Here is an 18,148-nt window from a genome sequence, read left to right on the forward strand (position 1 = left end):
GGTCATTGGACGAGGACGGAGCCGGGGACGGCGCGCTCGTCGCCGCTGCGCGGGCGGGCGACGAGCCGGCGTTCACCGAGCTCGTCGAGCGCCACCGGCGGGAACTCCAGGTGCACTGCTACCGGATGCTCGGCTCGTTCGAGGAGTCGGAGGACCTGGTGCAGGAGACGTTCCTGCGGGCGTGGCGCGGACGCGAGACCTTCCAGGGCCGCTCCACCTACCGTGCGTGGCTCTACCGGATCGCGACGAACGCGTGTCTCGACTTCCTCGACCGGCACCCGCGCCATCCGCTCCCGCGTGAGCCCCGACAGGCACAGGATCCGTACGCGGTGTCGCCGCCGGCCGAGATCCGGTGGTTGCAGCCGTATCCGGATCGGCTGCTGGAGCCGGCGGCATCCGGCGACACGCAGCCGGACGCCGCCGTGGTGAGCAAGGAGACCATCGAGCTGGCGTTCCTCGCCGCTCTCCAGCACCTGCCCCCGGGGCAGCGGGCGGCACTGATCCTGCGGGACGTGCTCGGCTGGCCCGCCGGGGAGACCGCCGAGCTGCTCGGAACGAGTGTCGACTCGGTCAAGAGCGCCCTGAAGCGGGCGCGATCGACCCTGAGGACGCACCTTCCGGAACATCGGCTGGAATGGTCACCGCCGGCGGCTCCGACCGCGCGGGAGCGGGAGTTGCTGCGACGCTTCATGGACGCCCACGAGCGGGTCGACACGGCCGCTCTCGCGGAGCTGCTGAGTGAGGACGTGCGGATGACGATGCCTCCGCACCCGTTCTGGTTCTCCGGTCGCGAGGCGGTCGAGTCCTTCGCCGCACACGCCTTCGGGCCGGATTCGCCGCTGTACCGGGGAGAGTGGCGGAGCGTACCCACCCGGGCGAACCGGCAGCCGGCGGTGGCGGGATACGTCCGGCTGCCGGGAAACTCCGTGTACCGGCCCCAGGTGCTCAACGTGCTGCGGCTCGCGGGCGGGAGGATCGTCGAGATCACCGTCTTCGAGCCGCGTCTGTTTCCCGCGTTCGGGCTGCCGCCGACGTTGTCCTGACCGCCGGCCGATCCCGCGCCCTGCCGCCGCCGGGGCGGTGACCCCTTTTCCGGCGCCTCACCGTCTCAACACGTACGACCTCGACAGGCGTGGTCGAAACGACGAGGAGCGAGCCTGATGGTGATCGACGGTCGCGAAGACATGACGGCGCTGCCGCAGGGCGATGTCCGCCTGCTGGACAGCGAGGTGGCGCGGCGCCTGCTCGCCTCGAAGGAGCTGGCGCGGCTGGCGTACGTGGCGGCGGACGGCACCCCGCGCGTGTTTCCGATGTTGTTCCACTGGACGGGCACCGAGGTCGTCATGTCCACGTTCGCCGGAGCGCGTAAGATCGCCGCCCTGCGGGCGAGGCCCGACGTCGCCATCACCATCGACGCCGCGTCCACGCCGCCCGAGGTGCTCCTCGTCCGCGGCCGGGCGTCGGTCACCGACGTCGACGGGATCGTGCCGGAGTACGCGCTCGCCCAGCACCGTTACGCCGGGGCCGAGCAGGGCGCCGCCAATGTGGCGGCGGTGGATCATCCCGGTACGAGGATGGCCCGCATCGCCGTCCGTCCGGCCTGGGTCGGGGTCCTCGACTTCACGACCCGGTTGCCCGGAGGCGCCGGCGTGGAGGACTTCGAGCGCCGGGGCCGGCTGTGACGGCCGGTCCGGGCACCCGCCCACCGCTCCACCCTCGGAAGGACCGCCGGACATGACCACCTACGTACTGATCCCCGGTGCCGCGTCCGACTCCTGGTACTGGCATCTTCTGGCCGCCGAGCTCCGGGCGCGCGGCCATGACGTGGTTACGCCCGACCTGCCGTGCGACGACGACTCGGCCGGACTCTCCGAGTACGCCGACGTGGTGGTCGACGCCATCGGTGACCGTGGCGACCTCGTCGTGGTCGCCCAGTCCTTCGGCGGGTTCACCGCACCGCTGGTGTGCGAGCGGGTGCCGGTCGGGCTCCTGGTGCTGCTGACGGCCATGGTCCCGTCACCGGGCGAACCGCCCGGCGCCTGGTGGGCCAACACCGGCTGGGAGGCGGCGAGGCGCGAGCAGGACGAACGCGACGGCCGGGCGCCGGACGACGACACCGCCCTGTTCCTCCACGATGTCCCGCCCGAGCTCACGGCGGAGGCGATGAGAAGAGGCCGCGGGCAGTCCGCCACCCCGTTCGCCGAGCCGTGGCCACTCGACGCCTGGCCCTCCGTGCCGACGAGATTCCTGCTGTGCCGCGACGACCGCTTCTTCCCCGCCGAGTTCATGCGCCGCGTCGTCGCGGAACGGCTGGGAACCGTCCCCGACGAGATCGGCGGAGGCCACAGCGTCGCGCTCAGCCGCCCCGGGGAGCTGGCCGACCGGCTGGAGGCGTACCGGGCTGTCACGAACGGTCACGCCGGGACCTGAATCCGTCGCGTTCGGACCACCGGCGGGAGCCGGCCACGGGGCCGCGGGTCATCTCCGGGCGACCGCGAAGACCCTGCGGAAGGGGAAGACCGTGCCGTGCGGCCCGCGCGGGTAGGCCTCGCGGAGCAGGGCGGCGCAGTCGGCGAGGAAGGCGACGGCCTCGGCGGGATCCAGGCGGTCGAGCACGGGGCGCAGGGCGGTGCCGGTGATCCAGGTGAGCACGGCGTCGTCGCCGGGGAGGACGTGCAGGTAGGTGGTCTCCCACGCGTCCACCCGGCAGCCCAGGCCGGTGAGCAGGTCCAGATACCCGGCCGGATCGTCGACCGGTGAGGGGCGGACCAGGTCGCCCAGCCGGTCGCGCCACGTCGTCCGGCACAGCTCGCGGACCAGGGCGTGGCTGGGGGCGTCGAAGTTGCCGGGGACCTGGAAGGCGAGCCAGCCGCCGGGGGCGAGGGCCTCCACCCAGCGCGGCAGCAGCTCGCGGTGCTCGGGCACCCACTGCAGGACGGCGTTGGACACGATCACGTCGACCGGGTGCCCGGGGCGCCACCGCGTGACGTCGTCGACGGAGAAGCTCAGCGAGCCGCCCGCGGGGGCCTTCTCGATCATGGCGGGTGAGGAGTCGAACCCGTGGACGCGGGCGCCGGGCCACCGCCTGGCGAGCTCGGCGGTCAGCTCGCCGGTACCGCAGCCCGCGTCGACCACGTGGCCGGGGCGCTCCGCGGCTATCCTGGAAACAAGATCGAAGAACGGCCGCGAGCGCTCGTCGGCGTAGCGGCCGTAGATCACCGGATCCCACATATCTCTTGACATCAAGACAATTGATATCCGGCAAGATATCTCGATGTCAAGACAGATAGACTCGCGGCATGACCCTGCACCACGCGGACCATGAGTCCGGGCGTCCGTCCGCCGCGAAGGACGAGACCGTCACGGCCGGCGCGCTCGACAGGGAACCCGACGGGGACGAGGTCGACCTGCTGGTCGCCGCCTGGCGCCAGGAACGCCCCGACCTCGACGTGGAGCCGCTCCAGGTGCTCAGCCGGGTCTCCCGCCTCGCCCGCCACCTCGACCGCGCCCGCCGGGCCTCCTTCGCCGAGCACGGCCTGGAGACCTGGGAGTTCGACGTGCTCACCGCCCTGCGCCGGGCCGGGGAGCCGTACGAGATGAGCCCGGGAGCCCTGCTCCGCGCGACGCTGGTGACCTCGGGAACGATGACCAACCGGATCGACCGGCTGGCCGCGGCCGGGCTGGTCAGGCGGCGCCCCGACCCCGAGGACCGGCGCGGCGTCCTGGTCTCGCTGACCGACGCCGGGCGGACGCGCGTGGACGGCGCCTTCGCCGACCTGCTGCGCCGCGAGCGCGATCTCCTGTCCGGCCTGGGAAAACGCGAACAGCAGGCCCTTTCGGGCCTGCTGCGCACGCTACTCGTCCCTTTCGACGCCACCGACACCGGAGTGCGCTGAGCCTTCATGCCCTCCGAGGAAGATCCAAACCTCGGCCTTCCGCGCTCCGGGACGGACCCGGAGCGCGCGGCCTACTCGCCCAGACGGTCGGCCAGCTCCAGCCACTCGCCCTCGATCGACTCCTTCTCCGCGAGGATCTCCTTCAGCTGCGCGTCGAGCGAGGCCAGCCGCTCGTAGTCGGCGGCGGCGTCGGCCATGGACGCGTGCAGTTTCGCCTCCCGGCCACTCAGCTTGTCGAGCTGACGCTCCATCCGGGAGAGCTCCTTGCGGAGGTCGCGCTCGTCCTTCGCGGACAGGCCGGGGGCCGTCTCCTTCGCGCCGGTGGACGAGGTCGCCGAGGCCGCGCCGGACACCGCGCCGGACGCCGCCCGCGCGGACAGGGCCGCCCCCGAGGCGCGCCGGGCCAGGTATTCGTCCACCCCGCCGGGGAGCATCGACAGCTTGCGGTCGCCGAGCAGGGCGACGGTCCTGTCGGTGACCCGCTCCAGGAAGTAGCGGTCGTGGCTGACCAGGATCAGCGTGCCCGGCCAGCCGTCGAGCAGGTCCTCCAGCTCGTTGAGCGTCTCGATGTCGAGGTCGTTGGTCGGCTCGTCGAGCAGCAGCACGTTGGGGTCGTCCATGAGGAGGCGGAGCAGCTGCAGGCGGCGCCGCTCGCCACCGGACAGGTCGCCGACGACCTTCCACTGCGCGTCGCCCTTGAAGCCGAGGCGTTCCAGCAGCTGGGAGGCCGTCCACTCCTTCTTGCCGACCTGGATGAACTTGCGGACCTCCTCGACGGTCTCCAGCACCCGGCGCTCCGGGTCGAGCTCGCCCAGCTCCTGCGACAGGTGCGCCAGGCGGACCGTCTTGCCGCGTACGAGCCTGCCCGAGTCGGGGTGCACGGTACCGGCGAGCAGGCGGAGCAGCGAGGACTTGCCCGACCCGTTCACGCCGATCAGGCCGACCCGGTCGCCGGGGCCGAACTGCCAGGTCGAGTGGTCGAGGACCATCGGGCCCTGGCCGGGGCCCCCGGCGTGCAGGGTGACGTCCTCGAGGTCGTAGACCGTGCGGCCCAGCCGGGCGGCGGCGAACTTGACCAGCTCGACGCTCTCCCTGGCGGGCGGCTCGTCGGCGATCAGCGCCTGGGCGGCGTCGATGCGGAACTTGGGCTTGGACGTGCGCGCGGGCGGGCCCCGGCGGAGCCAGGCGATCTCCTTGCGCATCAGGTTCTGGCGGCGGGCCTCGGTGGAGGCCGCGACCCGGGCGCGCTCGGCCTTGGCCAGCACGTACGCGGCGTACCCGCCCTCGTAGCGCTCGACCGCGCCGTCCACGACCTCCCACGTCCTGGTGGAGACCGCGTCCAGGAACCACCGGTCGTGGGTCACGACCACCAGCGCGGTCCTGCGGCCCGCCAGGTGCCTGGCGAGCCAGTCGATGGCCTCGATGTCGAGGTGGTTGGTCGGCTCGTCCAGGATGATCAGGTCGTGCTCGTCGATGAGCAGCTTGGCCAGGGCCGTACGGCGCCGCTCACCGCCCGACAGGCTCCCGGCGAGCGCCGTCAGGTCGATGTCGCCAAGCAGGCTGGCGAGGATCTCGCGGATGCCCGCGTCGCCCGCCCACTCGTGCTCGGACCTGTCGCCGAGGACGATGTCGCGCACCGCCCGCGCCGGATCGAGATCGTCGCCCTGCGACAGCGAGCCCACCTGGAGCCCCCGGTTGTGGGTGACCCGTCCGGTGTTCGGCTTGAGGTCGCCGGCTATCACCGAGATGAGGGTGGTCTTGCCGCCGCCGTTGCGGCCGACCACGCCGATGCGGTCGCCCACCTCGATGCCGAGGGAGACGTCGCGGAGCAGGGGCTTGGGACCGTAGGAGTGGGAGACCGACTCAAGATTGACCAGATTCATCGCCACACAAGCGTATCCGCTCCCGGCCGGCGCGCTCCCCCGCGACTACACGATCACCGGGCCGGGGACGGGGCCGTGCGCGGTGATGACGTCGCGCGCCACCCCGGCGTCCTTCAGGGAGGCGGCCAGCTCACCCGCGTGGGCCTCGGAGCGGGCGAGGAAGGCGCAGGTGGGCCCGGAGCCGGAGACCAGCGAGCCGAGGGCCCCGTGCTCGCGGCCGGCGTCCAGGGTGCGGGCCAGGGATCCGCGCAACATCACCGCGGCGGGCTGCAGGTCGTTGCGGAGCTCGGCGCCGAGGGTCTCCGCGTCCCCCTCGCGCAGCGCGGCCAGCAGCGGCTCGGCGGCCTGGGGCCAGGCGACCCGCTCGCCGGTCGCCTGGCGGAGGCGGTCGCACTCGGCGTAGACCGTGGCCGTGGACAGGCCGCCGTCGGCGAGCGCGAACACCCAGTGGAAGGTGCCCGCGATGTCCAGCGGGGTGAGCCGCTCGCCCCTGCCGGTGCCGACGGCCGTACCGCCGAGCAGCGCGAACGGGACGTCGCTGCCGAGGTCGGCGGCGATCTCCATCAGGTCCTCGATCGGCAGGCCGAGGCCCCACAGCTCGTTACAGGCGACCAGGGCCGCGGCGGCGTCGGCGCTGCCGCCCGCCATGCCGCCCGCCACCGGGATCGACTTGCGGATGAGCAGGTTCACGCCGTACGAGCGGCCCGCGTGCCCGGCCAGCGCGAGGGCGGCCCTGATCGCGAGGTTGTCGCGGTTCTCCGGCACCTGGCCGGCGGCCTCGCCCTCCACCCGGACGCTCATCCCGGTCTCCGCGGTGGCCGTGACCTCGTCGAAGATCGAAACGGCGTGGAAGACGTTGACGAGGTCGTGGTAGCCGTCGTCCCGCAGCGGTCCGACGGCGAGCTGCAGGTTGACCTTCGCGGGCACGCGGACGGTCACGGAGTTCATGCGTCCCCCATCAGGGCTCGCTCACTGGTCACGACGTCAGATCGTAACGGGATCCTTCCGCCGCGCACACAAACCGACCGGTGAATCACGCTACACACCGCTTTCCGCCGCGCTTTCCGTCGTACGGTGCTCGGCGATTCGCGCGAAGTCCTCGACGGTGAGCTGCTCGCCGCGCTCGGAGGGGTCGATGCCCGCGGCCCGCAGCGCCCGCTCGGCCGCGGGGGCCGTGCCCGCCCAGGAGGCGAGGGCGGCGCGGAGGGTCTTGCGGCGCTGGGCGAAGGCGGCGTCCACCACCGCGAAGACCTCCTCGCGGGTGGCCACGGTCGTGGGCGGTTCCCTCCGGACCATCGCGACCAGGCCGGAGTCGACGTTGGGAACCGGCCAGAAGACCGTACGGCCGACGGGCCCGGCCCGGCGGACGTCGGCGTACCAGGCGGCCTTGACCGAGGGGATGCCGTACACCTTGGAACCCGGGGCCGCGGCCAGCCGGTCGGCGACCTCGGCCTGCACCATGATCAGGACCTTGCTCAGCGACGGCTGCGTCTCCAGCAGGTGCAGCACCACCGGCACGGACACGTTGTAGGGGAGGTTGGCGACCAGCGCGGTCGGCCTCTCCTCCGGCAGCTCCGCGGGCAGCACGCGCATGGCGTCGGCGAGCACCACGGTGAGGCGGCCGGCGAGCTCGGGGGCGTGCTCGGCGACGGTCAGCGGGAGCTGGGCCGCGAGGACGGGGTCGATCTCCACGGCGATCACGCCGCGGACCTCGGGAAGCAGCGCGAGCGTGAGCGACCCCAGCCCGGGACCGACCTCGATGACGACGTCGTCGGGCTCAAGCCCGGCCACCCGCACGATCTTGCGGACCGTGCCCGCGTCGATCACGAAGTTCTGGCCGAGCTTTTTTGTGGGACGAATGTTGAGCTTGTTCGCCAAAATACGTATTTCTGCAGGACCAAGTAGGTTCATGCTGGTTCTCCGCACGGCGGTCTGAACCCGGCATCCACCGGCCCGCCGTGGCCTTCGACTCGTTTATCTCGATCACCCAAGGTTGCTCTCCCATGCCATCCGACCAGTTTCCCGCACCGAAGACGATGCAAAGACGCTCGATGAAGCGCGAGGGGTTCCGTTGTGGATAACGTTGCCGTACGGGGGCCCAACGGTGAGAAAGGGAATCTTCCCGGTGAAGAGGACGTGAACCAGCCCGGTGTCGAAGGGCTGCGACCCGCCGACCCCGAGCAGATCGGGAGTTACCGCCTGCTCGGACGTCTCGGCGAGGGCGGGATGGGAACCGTCTACCTGGCGCTGGCGCCGACGGGGAGACCGGTCGCGCTCAAGGTGGTGAAGGCGGAGTTCGCGGTCGAGGAGGGCTTCGCGGCGAGGTTCCACACGGAGGTCGAGAACGCCCGGCGGGTGGCCTCGTTCTGTACCGCGCAGGTGCTGGACAACGGCAACGACGGCGACGGCCGGCCGTACATGGTCACCGAGTACATCGCGGGCACGCCGCTGTCCCGCCAGATCACCGAGCACGGCGCCCTGGAGCAGGGCACCCTGCACGGCGTGGCCCTGGGGGTGGCGGCGGCGCTGGCCGCGATCCACGTCGCCGGGCTGGTGCACCGGGACCTCAAGCCCGCCAACGTGATCCTGTCCATGTCGGGGCCCCGCGTGATCGACTTCGGCATCGCCAGAGCCCTCGACTCCACGCACAGCTTCACCCGCTCGGGCGAGGTGCTCGGCAGCCCCGGCTGGTGGGCTCCCGAGCAGGTGCGCGGCCTGGAGATCACCCCGGCCGCCGACGTCTTCGCCTGGGGCTGCCTGGTCGCGTACGCGGGCAACGGCCGCCACCCCTACGGGCGGGGCGACATGATGACCATGGCCACCCGGCTGCTCACCACCCCGCCCGACCTGGGCGCGCTTCCCGCCCCGCTGAACGACCTGGTGCGCCGCGCGACCGAGATGGACCCCTACCAGCGGCCCAGCGCCCAGGACCTGCTGATCGCCCTGGTCGGCGGTGGGATCGCGGCACCGGCCGCCCCGGCTCCCGTCCGGGTCGACCCGCCCACGCTGATCGCCACCGACCTGCTGAACGAGTCCTGGGAGCCGCCCGCCAACGTGGAACCCGACTCCACCCAGACCCTCAGCGCGCTGAACCTGGAGGCGGGGTTCACCGACCCGGCCACGGCACCGACGCCCATCCCCGGATCGATTCCCGTCCGGGGTCCGGCGGACTCGCCCTCCGGACCGGCCCCGTTCACGGCCCCCGGGGCGGCCTTCACGTCCGTGCCCCCGGAGACCGCGGCGCCCGGCCCGTCCACGGCGCCGACGTCCTCCGGGTCCCGGACGACACCGGCGCCCCGCACGGCGCCGGCCTCTCCGACCACGCCGCCGGAGCCGTCAGGACCGCCGGGGTCGTCGGAGTCGTCAGGGTCATCGGGGTCGTCGGGCTCCCTGGCGGCGCCGGAGCGTACCTCGCCGCCGAATCCGCTCCCGTACCCCATGCGGGCCGAGCCCACGACGTCACCGTCGCGCCCGTTCACGACCCCCTTCCACGCCCCGGCGTACGGCCAGGCGCAGGGCCAGGCGCAGGACGGGACGCAGGATCAGGCACCGGGTCAGGTGCCCACCCTGCCCCCGTCGCCCCCGTCGCGCCCGTCGCCCCAGTCGCCCCCGTCCGGCTTCCAGGTCCCGCCGGGATCGGACACGCCGGACGCGAAGGGCTCGGCGCCCCGGCGGCGCTGGCTGTTCGCCGGACTGGCCGTGCTCGTGGCGCTGGCCGTCACGGTCGTCGTCCTGTTGAACATCCCCGGGGGAAACCCGAACGGCCAGGGTCAGGCGCGGACGGGCACCACCGGCGAAACCGGCGACCTCGCCGGAAGCGGCGCCGGCGACGTGGGCCGCACGATCATGACCGGCTCCTTCCTCGAGGACCCGCGGCTGATCGTCCCGCGCACCCCGGCCTGCGGGCTCACCTCCTACCGGAACGCCACCCCGGCGAAGGGCCGGTTCTGCACGGTCCCGCTGACGCTGATCAACACCGGCGGGGAGCAGGTCCAGCTCGGCGACAGCGCCGCGATCACCCTGATCGACGATCGCGGCGCGACGCACTCCCCCGAGAGGGTGTCGACGGCCCTGCCCGCCGCCCTGCCCCCCGGGACGAAGGCGGAGGCCCTCCTGGTCTTTGACATTCCCCCGGCCCGCAAGCCCGCCAAGCTGACCGGCGTGATGATCAAGGAAGGCAGGACCATCGAGGTGAGACTGTCTTGAGGCTGCTGCTCTCCCTCGCGGCGACGGCCGCGATCGCGCTCCCCGCCACCGGGGCCGCCGAGGCGCTCACCGCGTCCGCCAGGCACCTCGCGGCCGGATCCGGCACCGCCTCGCCCGCCGACTGCACCGGGGCGGGCGTGAGCGACTTCGACGGCGACGGCCTGGAGGACTCCGCGGTCGGCGACCCCTTCGCCAACCCCGGCGGGCTGACCGGTGCGGGAGCCGTCCACATGCTGTTCGGCCGGGGAGAGAGCGGCAAGGCGGTGACCGCCCCCGAGACGAAGACGGGGGACGCCTTCGGATGGTCGGTGCGGCTGGCCAAGGTCGACGGCGACGGCTGCGCGGACCTGATCGTCGGCGCCCCGTACGCGGACGTGGCGGGCCGTACGGACGCGGGCGCGGTCTACGTGGTGTACGGCGGCCCCCGGGGCAGGACGGTCCGCCTGGTCTCCGCCGAGCCGGAGGCCGACGCCCACTTCGGCTGGTCCCTGGCCTTCGGCGGGACGCTGGTGGCGGTCGGAGCCCCGCACGAGAACGCCGGGGGCACGGCCGACTCCGGCGCGGTCCACCTGTTCGACGCCGCGACGCTCGGCACGGGCCGGCGGATCTCCCAGGAGACCGAGGGCATCTCGGGCAACGGCGAGGTCGGCGACATGTTCGGCTGGTCACTGGCGATCGGCAGGCTCGGCGGCACCCCGGACGAGCCGGATCTCGCGGTCGGCGTGCCGTACGAGAACGACGACGGGGCGGGGCGCCAGGTCGGCGCGGGCAAGCTCGACTCGGGGTCGATCGCGGTGATCTACGACGTGCGCGAGGCCAAGGAGGAGTACGGGAGCAGGAAGTGGGACCTGCGCGAGGTGGCCAGGTCCCAGGGGGGCGACCGGTTCGGCTACGCGATGGCCTACGCCGAGCAGGGGGACGTCGGCTACCTCGCGGTGAGCGCCCCGCTCGGCGACGGCGGGGAGGTGAAGGACTCCGGCCTCGTCCAGCTGTTCCAGGCCTCCGACGCCCAGGAGGTCAGCCCGATCGCCACCCTCCACCAGGGCGCGGAGGGGGCCGGGGGCGAGGGCTACGGATTCTCGCTGGCCTTCACCGGCGAGGGCGCGGGAGAGATCAGGCTCGCCGTGGGCGTGCCCTTCGACGGCACCGGCGGGCAGGGCGGCGTACGACTGATCACGATGGGCGAGCCGGACTCGGGCACTCTGGTCACCCAGAGCGAGGCGGGCGACCACTTCGGCTGGTCGGTCGGGTTCAGCGGTAACCGGCTGGTCGTCGGGGCGCCCGACAGGGGAGGCGCCGGAGCGGTCGTCCTGCTGGGCCGCAACGACACCGAGGGCATCCCGCTCTCGCCGGGCACCGGGAAGATCCCCGCCCTCGAGGGCGCCGCCTCCGCCGACTTCGGCGCCGCCGTGGGCTGAGGTCTCCGGCCCCGGTCGCCGTAGAAGCGGACGCCCGGCTCCGGATCGGCTCCGGCGCCGCCGTGGGCCGGCACCGGGAAGGGTCACCAGGAGCCGAAGACGGTCTCCCCGTTGGCGCTGACGGCGGCGGCGAGCTCGGTGAGGTCGGCCGCCTTGACCTCGGCGAGGCAGCGCAGCGTGAGCGGTAGGAGGTAGGGCGCGTTGGGTTTGCCCCGGTGGGGGGCGGGCGGCAGGTAGGGCGCGTCGGTCTCGACGAGGATCAGCTCCCTCGGCGCGACCCGCGCGGCCTCGCGGAGGTAGGCGGCGTTCTTGTAGGTGACCGGGCCGGAGAACGACATGAAATATCCGGCGGCGACACACCGCTTCGCCATCTCGGCGTCACCGGAGAAGCTGTGGAACACCACGACCTCGGGGGCGCCCTCCTCGGCCAGCACGCGCAGTACGTCGTCGTGGGCCTCGCGGTCGTGGATCACCAGGGCCTTGCCGGTCCGCTTGGCGATCTCGATGTGCGCGCGGAAGCTGGCGTGCTGGTCGTCCTTCGACGCCCAGTCTCGGTAGTAGTCGAGACCGGTCTCCCCCACCGCCCTGACGTGGGGCAGGCGGGCCAGCCGCTCGATCTCGGCGAGGGTCTCCGGCGTCGAGGCGTGCGCCTCGTTGGGGTGGATGGCCACCCCGGCGTAGACGTCCGCGTGGAGGGCGGCCGTCTCGGCGTTCCAGCGCGAGGACGGCAGGTCGTAGCCGATCGTGACGAGCCGCGTCACGCCGACGGCGCGGGCCTCGTCGAGGATGCCCTCGACGCTCGCCCGGGCCGCCTGCGCGGCCTGGGCGACCGGATCCCCCGAGGACGCCTGGCGGTTGCCCACCATGATGTCGAGATGGCAGTGACTGTCGAACACCTCTGCCGGCAGCGGCCTGGGTGCGTCGGGAAGCTTCGGCGTGCTCACGGCGTCCAACCTACCGAGAAGCCGGTGGGCCCGCGCCCGGTGCCGGGCGCGGGCCGCTGAGAACCCCGGTCGCGGACCGCGAAGAGCCCTGGTGACCGCGGGAAGAGCCCTGGTGACCGCTGAAGGTCTTGATCGCGGGCCGCCGCGGGCCCTGGGTGCGGGCCGCGAGAGCCTGTCCTACTCGCCCAGGCGGGCCAGCTCCTCCTCGACGATCTTCGGGTCGAGCTTCACGAACAACGGGGTCGGCGGGGCGAGCGGAGAGCCCACCCGGATCGGGGACGACTCCCAGCGCGCGGCGCCGTCGTAGGAGCCGGTGATGATCGGGTAGGTCCTGCCGTCGTCGTCGGTGACCTCCTGGATCTCCGGCATGCCCGTCCAGACGCCGGTGCCGCCGAGCATCGCGTAGATCTTGTTGGAGGAGTTGGGCAGCACCGGGGTGAGCAGCGTCTTGGCGTCGTCCACGACCTGCAGGGCGACGTGCAGGATGGTCTTCACCCGCGCGGGGTCGTCCTTGATCTTCCAGGGCTCCTGCTCGGCGAGGTACCGGTTCGCCTCGCGGATGACCTCGAACGCCTCGTTCGTCGCGTTCTTGAAGCGGCAGTGCTCGAACTCGGCGGCGACCTTCGGGAAGGCCGCGCGGCTGCGCTCCAGCATCGCGCGGTCGGCGTCGGTGAGGTCGCCCGCCTCGGGGATGACCCCGAAGTTCTTGGCGGCCATCGAGATCGAGCGGTTCACCAGGTTGCCCCAGGCCGCCACCAGCTCGCCGTTGTTGCGGTTGAGGAACTCCGACCAGGTGAAGTCGGTGTCCTGGTTCTCCGGGCCCGCCACGGCGATGTAGTAGCGCAGCGCGTCGGCGTCGTAGCGCTCCAGGAAGTCGCGCACGTAGATGACCACCTGGCGGGAGGAGGAGAACTTGCGCCCCTCCATCGTGAGGAACTCGCTGGAGACGACCTCGGAGGGCAGGTTCAGCGCGCCGAGGGAGCCCGGCTCGCCGTCACGGGCGCCCTGCCCGTTGTAGCCGAGCAGCATCGCCGGCCAGATCTCCGCGTGGAAGACGATGTTGTCCTTGCCCATGAAGTAGTAGCCGAGGGCCTCGGGGTCCTGCCACCACCGGCGCCAGGCCTCGGGGTCGCCGGAGCGGCGGGCCCACTCGATGGAGGCGCTGAGATAGCCGATGACCGCGTCGAACCAGACGTAGAGCCGCTTGTTGGCCTGGTCGTTCCAGCCCTCCAGCGGGATCGGCACGCCCCAGTCGAGGTCGCGGCTGATCGCGCGGGGGTGCATGTCGCCGAGCATGTTGAGGGCGAACTTCAGCACGTTGGGCCGCCAGTCGCCCTCCTTGGAGGACAGCCACGACGCCAGGACCTCGGCGAACGCGGGCAGGTCGAGCATGAAGTGCTCGGTCTCCACGAAGATCGGCGTCTCGCCGTTGACCTTGCTCACCGGGTCGATCAGCTGGATCGGGTCGAGCTGGTTGCCGCAGTTGTCGCACTGGTCGCCACGGGCGCTCTCGTAACCGCAGATCGGGCAGGTGCCCTCGATGTAACGGTCGGGCAGGGTGCGCCCGGTGGAGGGCGAGATGGCGCCCATCGTGGTCTGGGGGAAGATATAGCCGTTGGCGTGGAGTCCCTTGAAGATCTCCTGCGTGACCGCGTAGTGGTTTTCCGTGGTGGTCCGGGTGAACAGGTCGTAGGAGAGCCCCAGCGCCTGGAGGTCCTCGACGATCACTCTGTTGTAGCGGTCGGCGAGCTCGCGGGCGGTGAGGCCCTCCTTGTCGGCCTGGACCTGGATCGGGGTGCCGTGCTCGTCGGTCCCGCTCACCATGAGGACCTTGTTGCCCGCCATCCGCTGGTAGCGGCTGAAGACGTCGGACGGCACGCCGAATCCGGAGACGTGCCCGATGTGGCGGGGGCCGTTGGCGTATGGCCAGGCGACCGCGGTCAGGATGTGCTGGGACATGATGCAAGCCTAAGGGACGCGGCCTCGGGTCTTGGTGCTGTCGTGGTTCTCCGCGGCCCTCGACTTTCCGGGACCTTTTCCCGAAGCCGCCGCGGCGCTCACGGCAGCCGCGGGGCCGCCGGCGTGGCACCGTCGACGGGGGCGTCCGCCGGGTCGCCCGCGGCGGCGCGGCTGACGGCCTCGGCGGCCTCCTCCGCGGCGGAGGCGGCCACGTCGATGGGCGTCTCCTTGGTACGGCGGATGCCCAGGATGCTGATGAACAGCGCCGCGAAGATCGTCTGGAAGCTCACGATCAGCGCGGTGGCCGAGGGCACGACGATGCGCAGCGACTCCGACGGGATCAGCGGGCCGAAGCTGCGCGTCTGCCAGTGGACCAGCGAGGCGACCAGGCCGCCCAGGCCGCCCAGGGCGAGCAGCCCGCCGACGATCAGGCCCTTCTCCAGGCTCACGATGTCGACGAGCTTGCGCACCCTGCGGTCTTCCGGCAGGAAGCCCTCCTCGGCGGCGTACACCTTGGTGAACAGGGCGAACAGCGACGCCTGGAAGCCGATCACCACCATGGCCGAGGCGCCGACCAGGGTGTCGACGTCGAAGGCGAGCTTGCCGATGTAGACCGGGCCGAAGGTGAGGGCGGCGCCCGCGACCAGGCCGAGGGTCATCAGGACCAGGCCGGGGATGAAGAACAGCCAGCGGGGGCTGTAGAGCATCAGGAAGCGCAGGTGGCGCCAGCCGTCGCGCCAGGAGCGCAGGTGCGGCGGGCGGGAGCGGCCGTCGGGCGACAGCGTGGTGGGCACCTCGCGCACGTCCAGCCCGGACAGGGTCGAGCGGACCACCATCTCGCTGGCGAACTCCATGCCGCCGGTCTGCAGGCCGAGCCTGAGGATGGAGTCGCGCCGGAAGCCGCGCAGGCCGCAGTGGAAGTCGCCGATCGCGCTGGGGAAGAACAGGCGGCCGATGAAGGAGAGCACCGGGTTGCCCAGGTAGCGGTGGAGCGGGGGCATGGCGCCCGGCGCGATGCCGCCCTTGAACCGGTTGCCCATCACCAGGTCGGCACCGTCACGGAGCTGCTCGACGAAGGGCAGCAGCGCCGTGAAATCGTAGGAGTCGTCCGCGTCGCCCATGATGACGTAGCGGCCGCGCGCCGCGCGGATGCCGCCCATCAGCGCGTTGCCGTATCCCTTGGCGTCGACGTGCACGACCCGGGCTCCGGCCTCGCGCGCGAGCTGCTGTGAGCCGTCCGTGCTGCCGTTGTCGGCGATCAGGACTTCCCCGTCGATCCCGTGCTCCCGCATGCAGGCGAGCGCCTTGCGTACGCAGGTCTCCACGGTCTCCGCCTCGTTCAAGCAAGGCATGACCACGGTCAGTTCCACGTCTCAACCCTTCACTCACTGCACAAGCCAATCTCACCATGATGCCCTCTAGAGTCCCCTGCCCGGGTCAACTCCCCGAAACGGCTGGCATCCTGTAATGCATGGTGACCGTCGCCGACCGCCCTCGCCTGGACGTGCCTCCGCCCGAGCGGGGCGCTCGCCTGCGAGCCTTCCTCTCTCGGCATCGCCTCTTCGTGGCCGCCCTCGCGCTGGCGTTCCTGCTGCGTGTGGTCACCATGCTCGGCTACGGCCCGGCTCTGTGGTTCAACGACTCCTACGAGTACGTCTCGGGGGCCGTCAACCCGAGCCGCCCCAGCGCCCTGCGCCCGAACGGCTACTCCTTCCTGCTCCTGCTGCTGAGGCCCCTGCACAGCTTCGCGCTGGTGGCCTTCGTCCAGCACCTGATGGGCCTGGGCATCGCGGTCCTGATCTACACCCTGCTGCGCGGCAGGTTCGGGCTGCCCGGCTGGGGGGCGACGCTGGCCGCGGTGCCGGTGCTGTTCGACACGTACCAGATCCAGCTCGAACACCTGATCATGTCCGACGTGATGTTCATGCTGCTGGTCGTGGGCGTGATCACGCTGGTGCTCTGGCACCGGCGGATGTCCTGGCGGCTCGGCGCGGTGATCGGGCTGATGCTGGCGCTGACCGCCCTGACCCGGTCCATCGGCCTGCCGATCCTCGCGCTGGTCGTGGTATACCTGCTGGTCAAGCGCACGGCCTGGAAGACGATCGCGGCGATGATCACCGCGTGCGCCCTCCCGGTGGTCGGCTACATGGCCTGGTTCGCCTCGGCGCACGGCAACTTCGCGATGACCAACAGCGACGGCGCGATCCTCTACATGCGGACGTCGCTCTTCGCCGACTGCACGAAGATGAAGGTCGATCCGCGCGAGGAGCTGGAGCTGGCGCTGCTGTGCATCAGCGCGCCACCGAGCGAGCGCCACTTCTCCGGGCAGAAGTATCTCTGGTGGGCACAGAACGGCCAGCGCTTCCACGCCTTCGGGGTGGGCAGCACGTTCACCCCGGAGATGAACAAGACCGCGGGCGCGTTCGCCCAGCGGGCCATCCTGTCCCAGCCGATGGACTATCTCGGCATCGTGGCCGGCGACTTCTTCCGCGCCTTCCACTGGGGCAGGCCGCGCTTCCCCGACGTCCAGACCTACGTGCAGTACGAGTTCCCGCTGACGACCAAGGTCCTGCCCGCCTGGTCGTCGTACCAGGGCAACACCGACACCGACGCGCGCAAGTACGACCCGGGCCTGCGGGTCGCGCAGCTCCAGGGGAAGCAGCGCGTGATCGGCACCGACCTGCACGCCCCGTGGGCCACCTTCCTGCAGGGCTACCAGCGCGTCGTCCGGCTGCCCGGCATCGTGCTCGGCGCGCTGCTGCTGGTCGGCCTGGCCGGGGTGGTGGCGCGCTGGCGCAGGCTGGGCGGGGCCGTGCTGCTGCCGTGGCTGGCGGCGTTCGGGCTCATCCTGGCCCCGGCGGCGACGGCCGAGTTCGACTACCGCTACCTGCTGCCCGCGGTGCCGCTGGCGTGCCTGGCGGCGGCGATCTCGCTGCGCCACGGGTTCTCCAGGCCCGCCACCGCGCCGCCCGCCGTCACGGACGGCGACGTCGTCCCCGATGACGCCCCGACCGGAACGATCATGATCGGCCCCGCCGCGCCGCCCGCGACCCCGACCGCGACCGCGACCGCGACCGCGACCCCGCCCGCGACCGCCACGACCGAGCCGCCCGCCGTCACGGACGGACCCGTCGCGACCACCCCCGGCGCGCCCGATACCGGCACGACCGGTCCCGTCACACCGGATCCCGGCACACCCGGTCCCGTCACACCCAGCTCCGGAACAGCATCCGCGCCCACCACTGGGAGTGCGGGATGAGCTCGGCGACGAGCACCGGGTAGAGCCACCCGAGATTGATCAGCGCGAGGAGCGTGAAGGCCCCGACGACCGCGGCCCCCATCGCCCTGCGGTTGGGCGCGGCGTCCGCCCGTCCGATGATCAGCCCGGCGGCCAGGGTCAACGCGAGGATCATGAAGGGGAGCATCGTGATCGCGTAGAAGAGATACATGGTGCGGTTGTCGGCGAGGGCGTAGTAGAACCAGGGGAGCCAGCCTGCGGCGTAGCCGACGAGCACGGTTCCTGCGCGCCAGTCGCGGGTGGCGACGTACCAGGCGATCATGGCGATGAGGGCGGCGAGACCCCCGTACCAGATGACCGGGGTGCCGACCCCGAGCACCGCCTCGGCGCAGCTGTCGACGCCGCACCCGGTCTTGTTCGGCGGATAGTGGAACGCCACCGGGCGGGACAGCAGCGGCCAGGTCCAGGGGGCCGACTGGTAGTTGTGCCCGGTGCTCAGCCCGGTGTGGAAGCCGAGCACCTGCACCTGGTAGCTCAGCCACGACCGGAGCGAGTCGAAGACGAAGAACCCCGGGCCCTGCGAGGTCGCCTGCACCCAGTTGCG

Annotated in this window: 14 protein-coding genes and 1 pseudogene; 7 read left to right on the top strand and 8 right to left on the bottom strand. The window is 72.0% G+C overall.

Features of this window, described 5'->3' with window-relative positions:
• The first annotated feature begins 5 nt into the window (after positions 1 to 5).
• The 3 genes from ACTOQ3_RS37320 to ACTOQ3_RS37330 all read left to right on the top strand — a co-directional run bounded on the left by ACTOQ3_RS37320 (position 6) and on the right by ACTOQ3_RS37330 (position 2,430).
• Positions 6 to 1,043: a sigma-70 family RNA polymerase sigma factor gene (locus tag ACTOQ3_RS37320; protein WP_440088289.1), complete on the top strand. Its 1,038-nt coding sequence runs from the start codon at positions 6 to 8 to the stop codon at positions 1,041 to 1,043.
• Positions 1,044 to 1,160: 117 nt separating this feature from the next.
• On the top strand, positions 1,161 to 1,682 hold the full coding sequence (locus ACTOQ3_RS37325) for a pyridoxamine 5'-phosphate oxidase family protein (RefSeq protein WP_440088291.1): 522 nt from the start codon (positions 1,161 to 1,163) through the stop codon (positions 1,680 to 1,682).
• A 52-nt stretch (positions 1,683 to 1,734) separates the two neighbouring features.
• Entirely contained in the window at positions 1,735 to 2,430 is a 696-nt protein-coding gene (locus tag ACTOQ3_RS37330) for an alpha/beta hydrolase (RefSeq protein WP_440088292.1), read from the top strand.
• A gap of 48 nt (positions 2,431 to 2,478) precedes the next feature.
• Here ACTOQ3_RS37330 and ACTOQ3_RS37335 read toward each other — a convergent pair whose 3' ends face one another.
• Positions 2,479 to 3,243: a trans-aconitate 2-methyltransferase gene (locus ACTOQ3_RS37335; protein WP_440088293.1), complete on the bottom strand. Its 765-nt coding sequence runs from the start codon at positions 3,241 to 3,243 to the stop codon at positions 2,479 to 2,481.
• A 56-nt stretch (positions 3,244 to 3,299) separates the two neighbouring features.
• On the opposite strand from ACTOQ3_RS37335, the gene ACTOQ3_RS37340 reads away from it, so the two are divergent.
• Positions 3,300 to 3,896, top strand: a complete 597-nt coding sequence (locus ACTOQ3_RS37340; protein WP_440088294.1) for a MarR family winged helix-turn-helix transcriptional regulator — start codon at positions 3,300 to 3,302, stop codon at positions 3,894 to 3,896.
• A gap of 71 nt (positions 3,897 to 3,967) precedes the next feature.
• On the opposite strand, the gene ACTOQ3_RS37345 is transcribed toward ACTOQ3_RS37340, so the two are convergent.
• From ACTOQ3_RS37345 to rsmA, 3 genes are all read right to left on the bottom strand, one after another.
• A complete protein-coding gene (locus ACTOQ3_RS37345) occupies positions 3,968 to 5,779 on the bottom strand; it encodes an ABC-F family ATP-binding cassette domain-containing protein (RefSeq protein ID WP_440088296.1) in 1,812 nt (603 codons plus the stop codon).
• A gap of 45 nt (positions 5,780 to 5,824) precedes the next feature.
• On the bottom strand, positions 5,825 to 6,727 hold the full coding sequence (locus ACTOQ3_RS37350) for a 4-(cytidine 5'-diphospho)-2-C-methyl-D-erythritol kinase (RefSeq protein ID WP_440088298.1): 903 nt from the start codon (positions 6,725 to 6,727) through the stop codon (positions 5,825 to 5,827).
• A 90-nt stretch (positions 6,728 to 6,817) separates the two neighbouring features.
• A complete protein-coding gene (rsmA, locus tag ACTOQ3_RS37355) occupies positions 6,818 to 7,690 on the bottom strand; it encodes a 16S rRNA (adenine(1518)-N(6)/adenine(1519)-N(6))-dimethyltransferase RsmA (protein WP_440088299.1) in 873 nt (290 codons plus the stop codon).
• Between the two features lie 225 nt (positions 7,691 to 7,915).
• On the opposite strand from rsmA, the gene ACTOQ3_RS37360 reads away from it, so the two are divergent.
• Positions 7,916 to 9,985, top strand: coding sequence for a protein kinase domain-containing protein (locus tag ACTOQ3_RS37360; protein WP_440088300.1), 2,070 nt, complete (start codon positions 7,916 to 7,918; stop codon positions 9,983 to 9,985).
• A complete protein-coding gene (locus ACTOQ3_RS37365) occupies positions 9,982 to 11,403 on the top strand; it encodes a hypothetical protein (protein ID WP_440088302.1) in 1,422 nt (473 codons plus the stop codon). Before ACTOQ3_RS37360 ends, ACTOQ3_RS37365 begins: the two co-directional genes overlap by 4 nt.
• An 83-nt stretch (positions 11,404 to 11,486) precedes the next feature.
• Here the strand turns inward: ACTOQ3_RS37365 and ACTOQ3_RS37370 are convergent, their stop codons facing one another.
• The 3 genes from ACTOQ3_RS37370 to ACTOQ3_RS37380 all read right to left on the bottom strand — a co-directional run bounded on the left by ACTOQ3_RS37370 (position 11,487) and on the right by ACTOQ3_RS37380 (position 15,676).
• Positions 11,487 to 12,347 (bottom strand): TatD family hydrolase, encoded by an 861-nt coding sequence (locus ACTOQ3_RS37370; protein WP_440088304.1) that lies wholly within the window; start codon positions 12,345 to 12,347, stop codon positions 11,487 to 11,489.
• Positions 12,348 to 12,524: 177 nt separating this feature from the next.
• The gene (gene metG, locus ACTOQ3_RS37375; protein ID WP_440088305.1) at positions 12,525 to 14,306 is read right to left on the bottom strand and encodes a methionine--tRNA ligase; all 1,782 of its coding nucleotides are present in this window, start codon (positions 14,304 to 14,306) and stop codon (positions 12,525 to 12,527) included.
• A gap of 98 nt (positions 14,307 to 14,404) precedes the next feature.
• Positions 14,405 to 15,676 (bottom strand): glycosyltransferase, encoded by a 1,272-nt coding sequence (locus ACTOQ3_RS37380; protein ID WP_440068152.1) that lies wholly within the window; start codon positions 15,674 to 15,676, stop codon positions 14,405 to 14,407.
• 101 nt (positions 15,677 to 15,777) lie between these two features.
• Between ACTOQ3_RS37380 and ACTOQ3_RS37385 the strand changes: the two genes are divergently transcribed.
• A complete protein-coding gene (locus tag ACTOQ3_RS37385) occupies positions 15,778 to 17,565 on the top strand; it encodes a hypothetical protein (protein ID WP_440088306.1) in 1,788 nt (595 codons plus the stop codon).
• Here the strand turns inward: ACTOQ3_RS37385 and ACTOQ3_RS37390 are convergent.
• Positions 17,513 to 18,148: pseudogene (locus ACTOQ3_RS37390) on the bottom strand (phospholipid carrier-dependent glycosyltransferase); the annotation flags it as partial. The gene ACTOQ3_RS37385 and the pseudogene ACTOQ3_RS37390 sit on opposite strands and share 53 nt — an antisense overlap.

It is taken from the genome of Streptosporangium sp. LJ11, from assembly GCF_051918945.1.
Taxonomy (GTDB): domain Bacteria; phylum Actinomycetota; class Actinomycetes; order Streptosporangiales; family Streptosporangiaceae; genus Streptosporangium.

Excerpts from the sequence above, each read along its gene's own strand:
- ACTOQ3_RS37325 (WP_440088291.1), top strand. The coding sequence starts at position 1,161 with ATGGTGATCGACGGTCGCGAAGACATGACGGCGCTGCCGCAGGGCGAT.
- ACTOQ3_RS37330 (WP_440088292.1), top strand. The coding sequence starts at position 1,735 with ATGACCACCTACGTACTGATCCCCGGTGCCGCGTCCGACTCCTGGTAC.
- ACTOQ3_RS37335 (WP_440088293.1), bottom strand. The coding sequence starts at position 3,243 with ATGTCAAGAGATATGTGGGATCCGGTGATCTACGGCCGCTACGCCGAC.
- ACTOQ3_RS37340 (WP_440088294.1), top strand. The coding sequence starts at position 3,300 with ATGACCCTGCACCACGCGGACCATGAGTCCGGGCGTCCGTCCGCCGCG.
- ACTOQ3_RS37345 (WP_440088296.1), bottom strand. The coding sequence starts at position 5,779 with ATGAATCTGGTCAATCTTGAGTCGGTCTCCCACTCCTACGGTCCCAAG.
- ACTOQ3_RS37350 (WP_440088298.1), bottom strand. The coding sequence starts at position 6,727 with ATGAACTCCGTGACCGTCCGCGTGCCCGCGAAGGTCAACCTGCAGCTC.
- rsmA (WP_440088299.1), bottom strand. The coding sequence starts at position 7,690 with ATGAACCTACTTGGTCCTGCAGAAATACGTATTTTGGCGAACAAGCTC.
- metG (WP_440088305.1), bottom strand. The coding sequence starts at position 14,306 with ATGTCCCAGCACATCCTGACCGCGGTCGCCTGGCCATACGCCAACGGC.
- ACTOQ3_RS37385 (WP_440088306.1), top strand. The coding sequence starts at position 15,778 with ATGGTGACCGTCGCCGACCGCCCTCGCCTGGACGTGCCTCCGCCCGAG.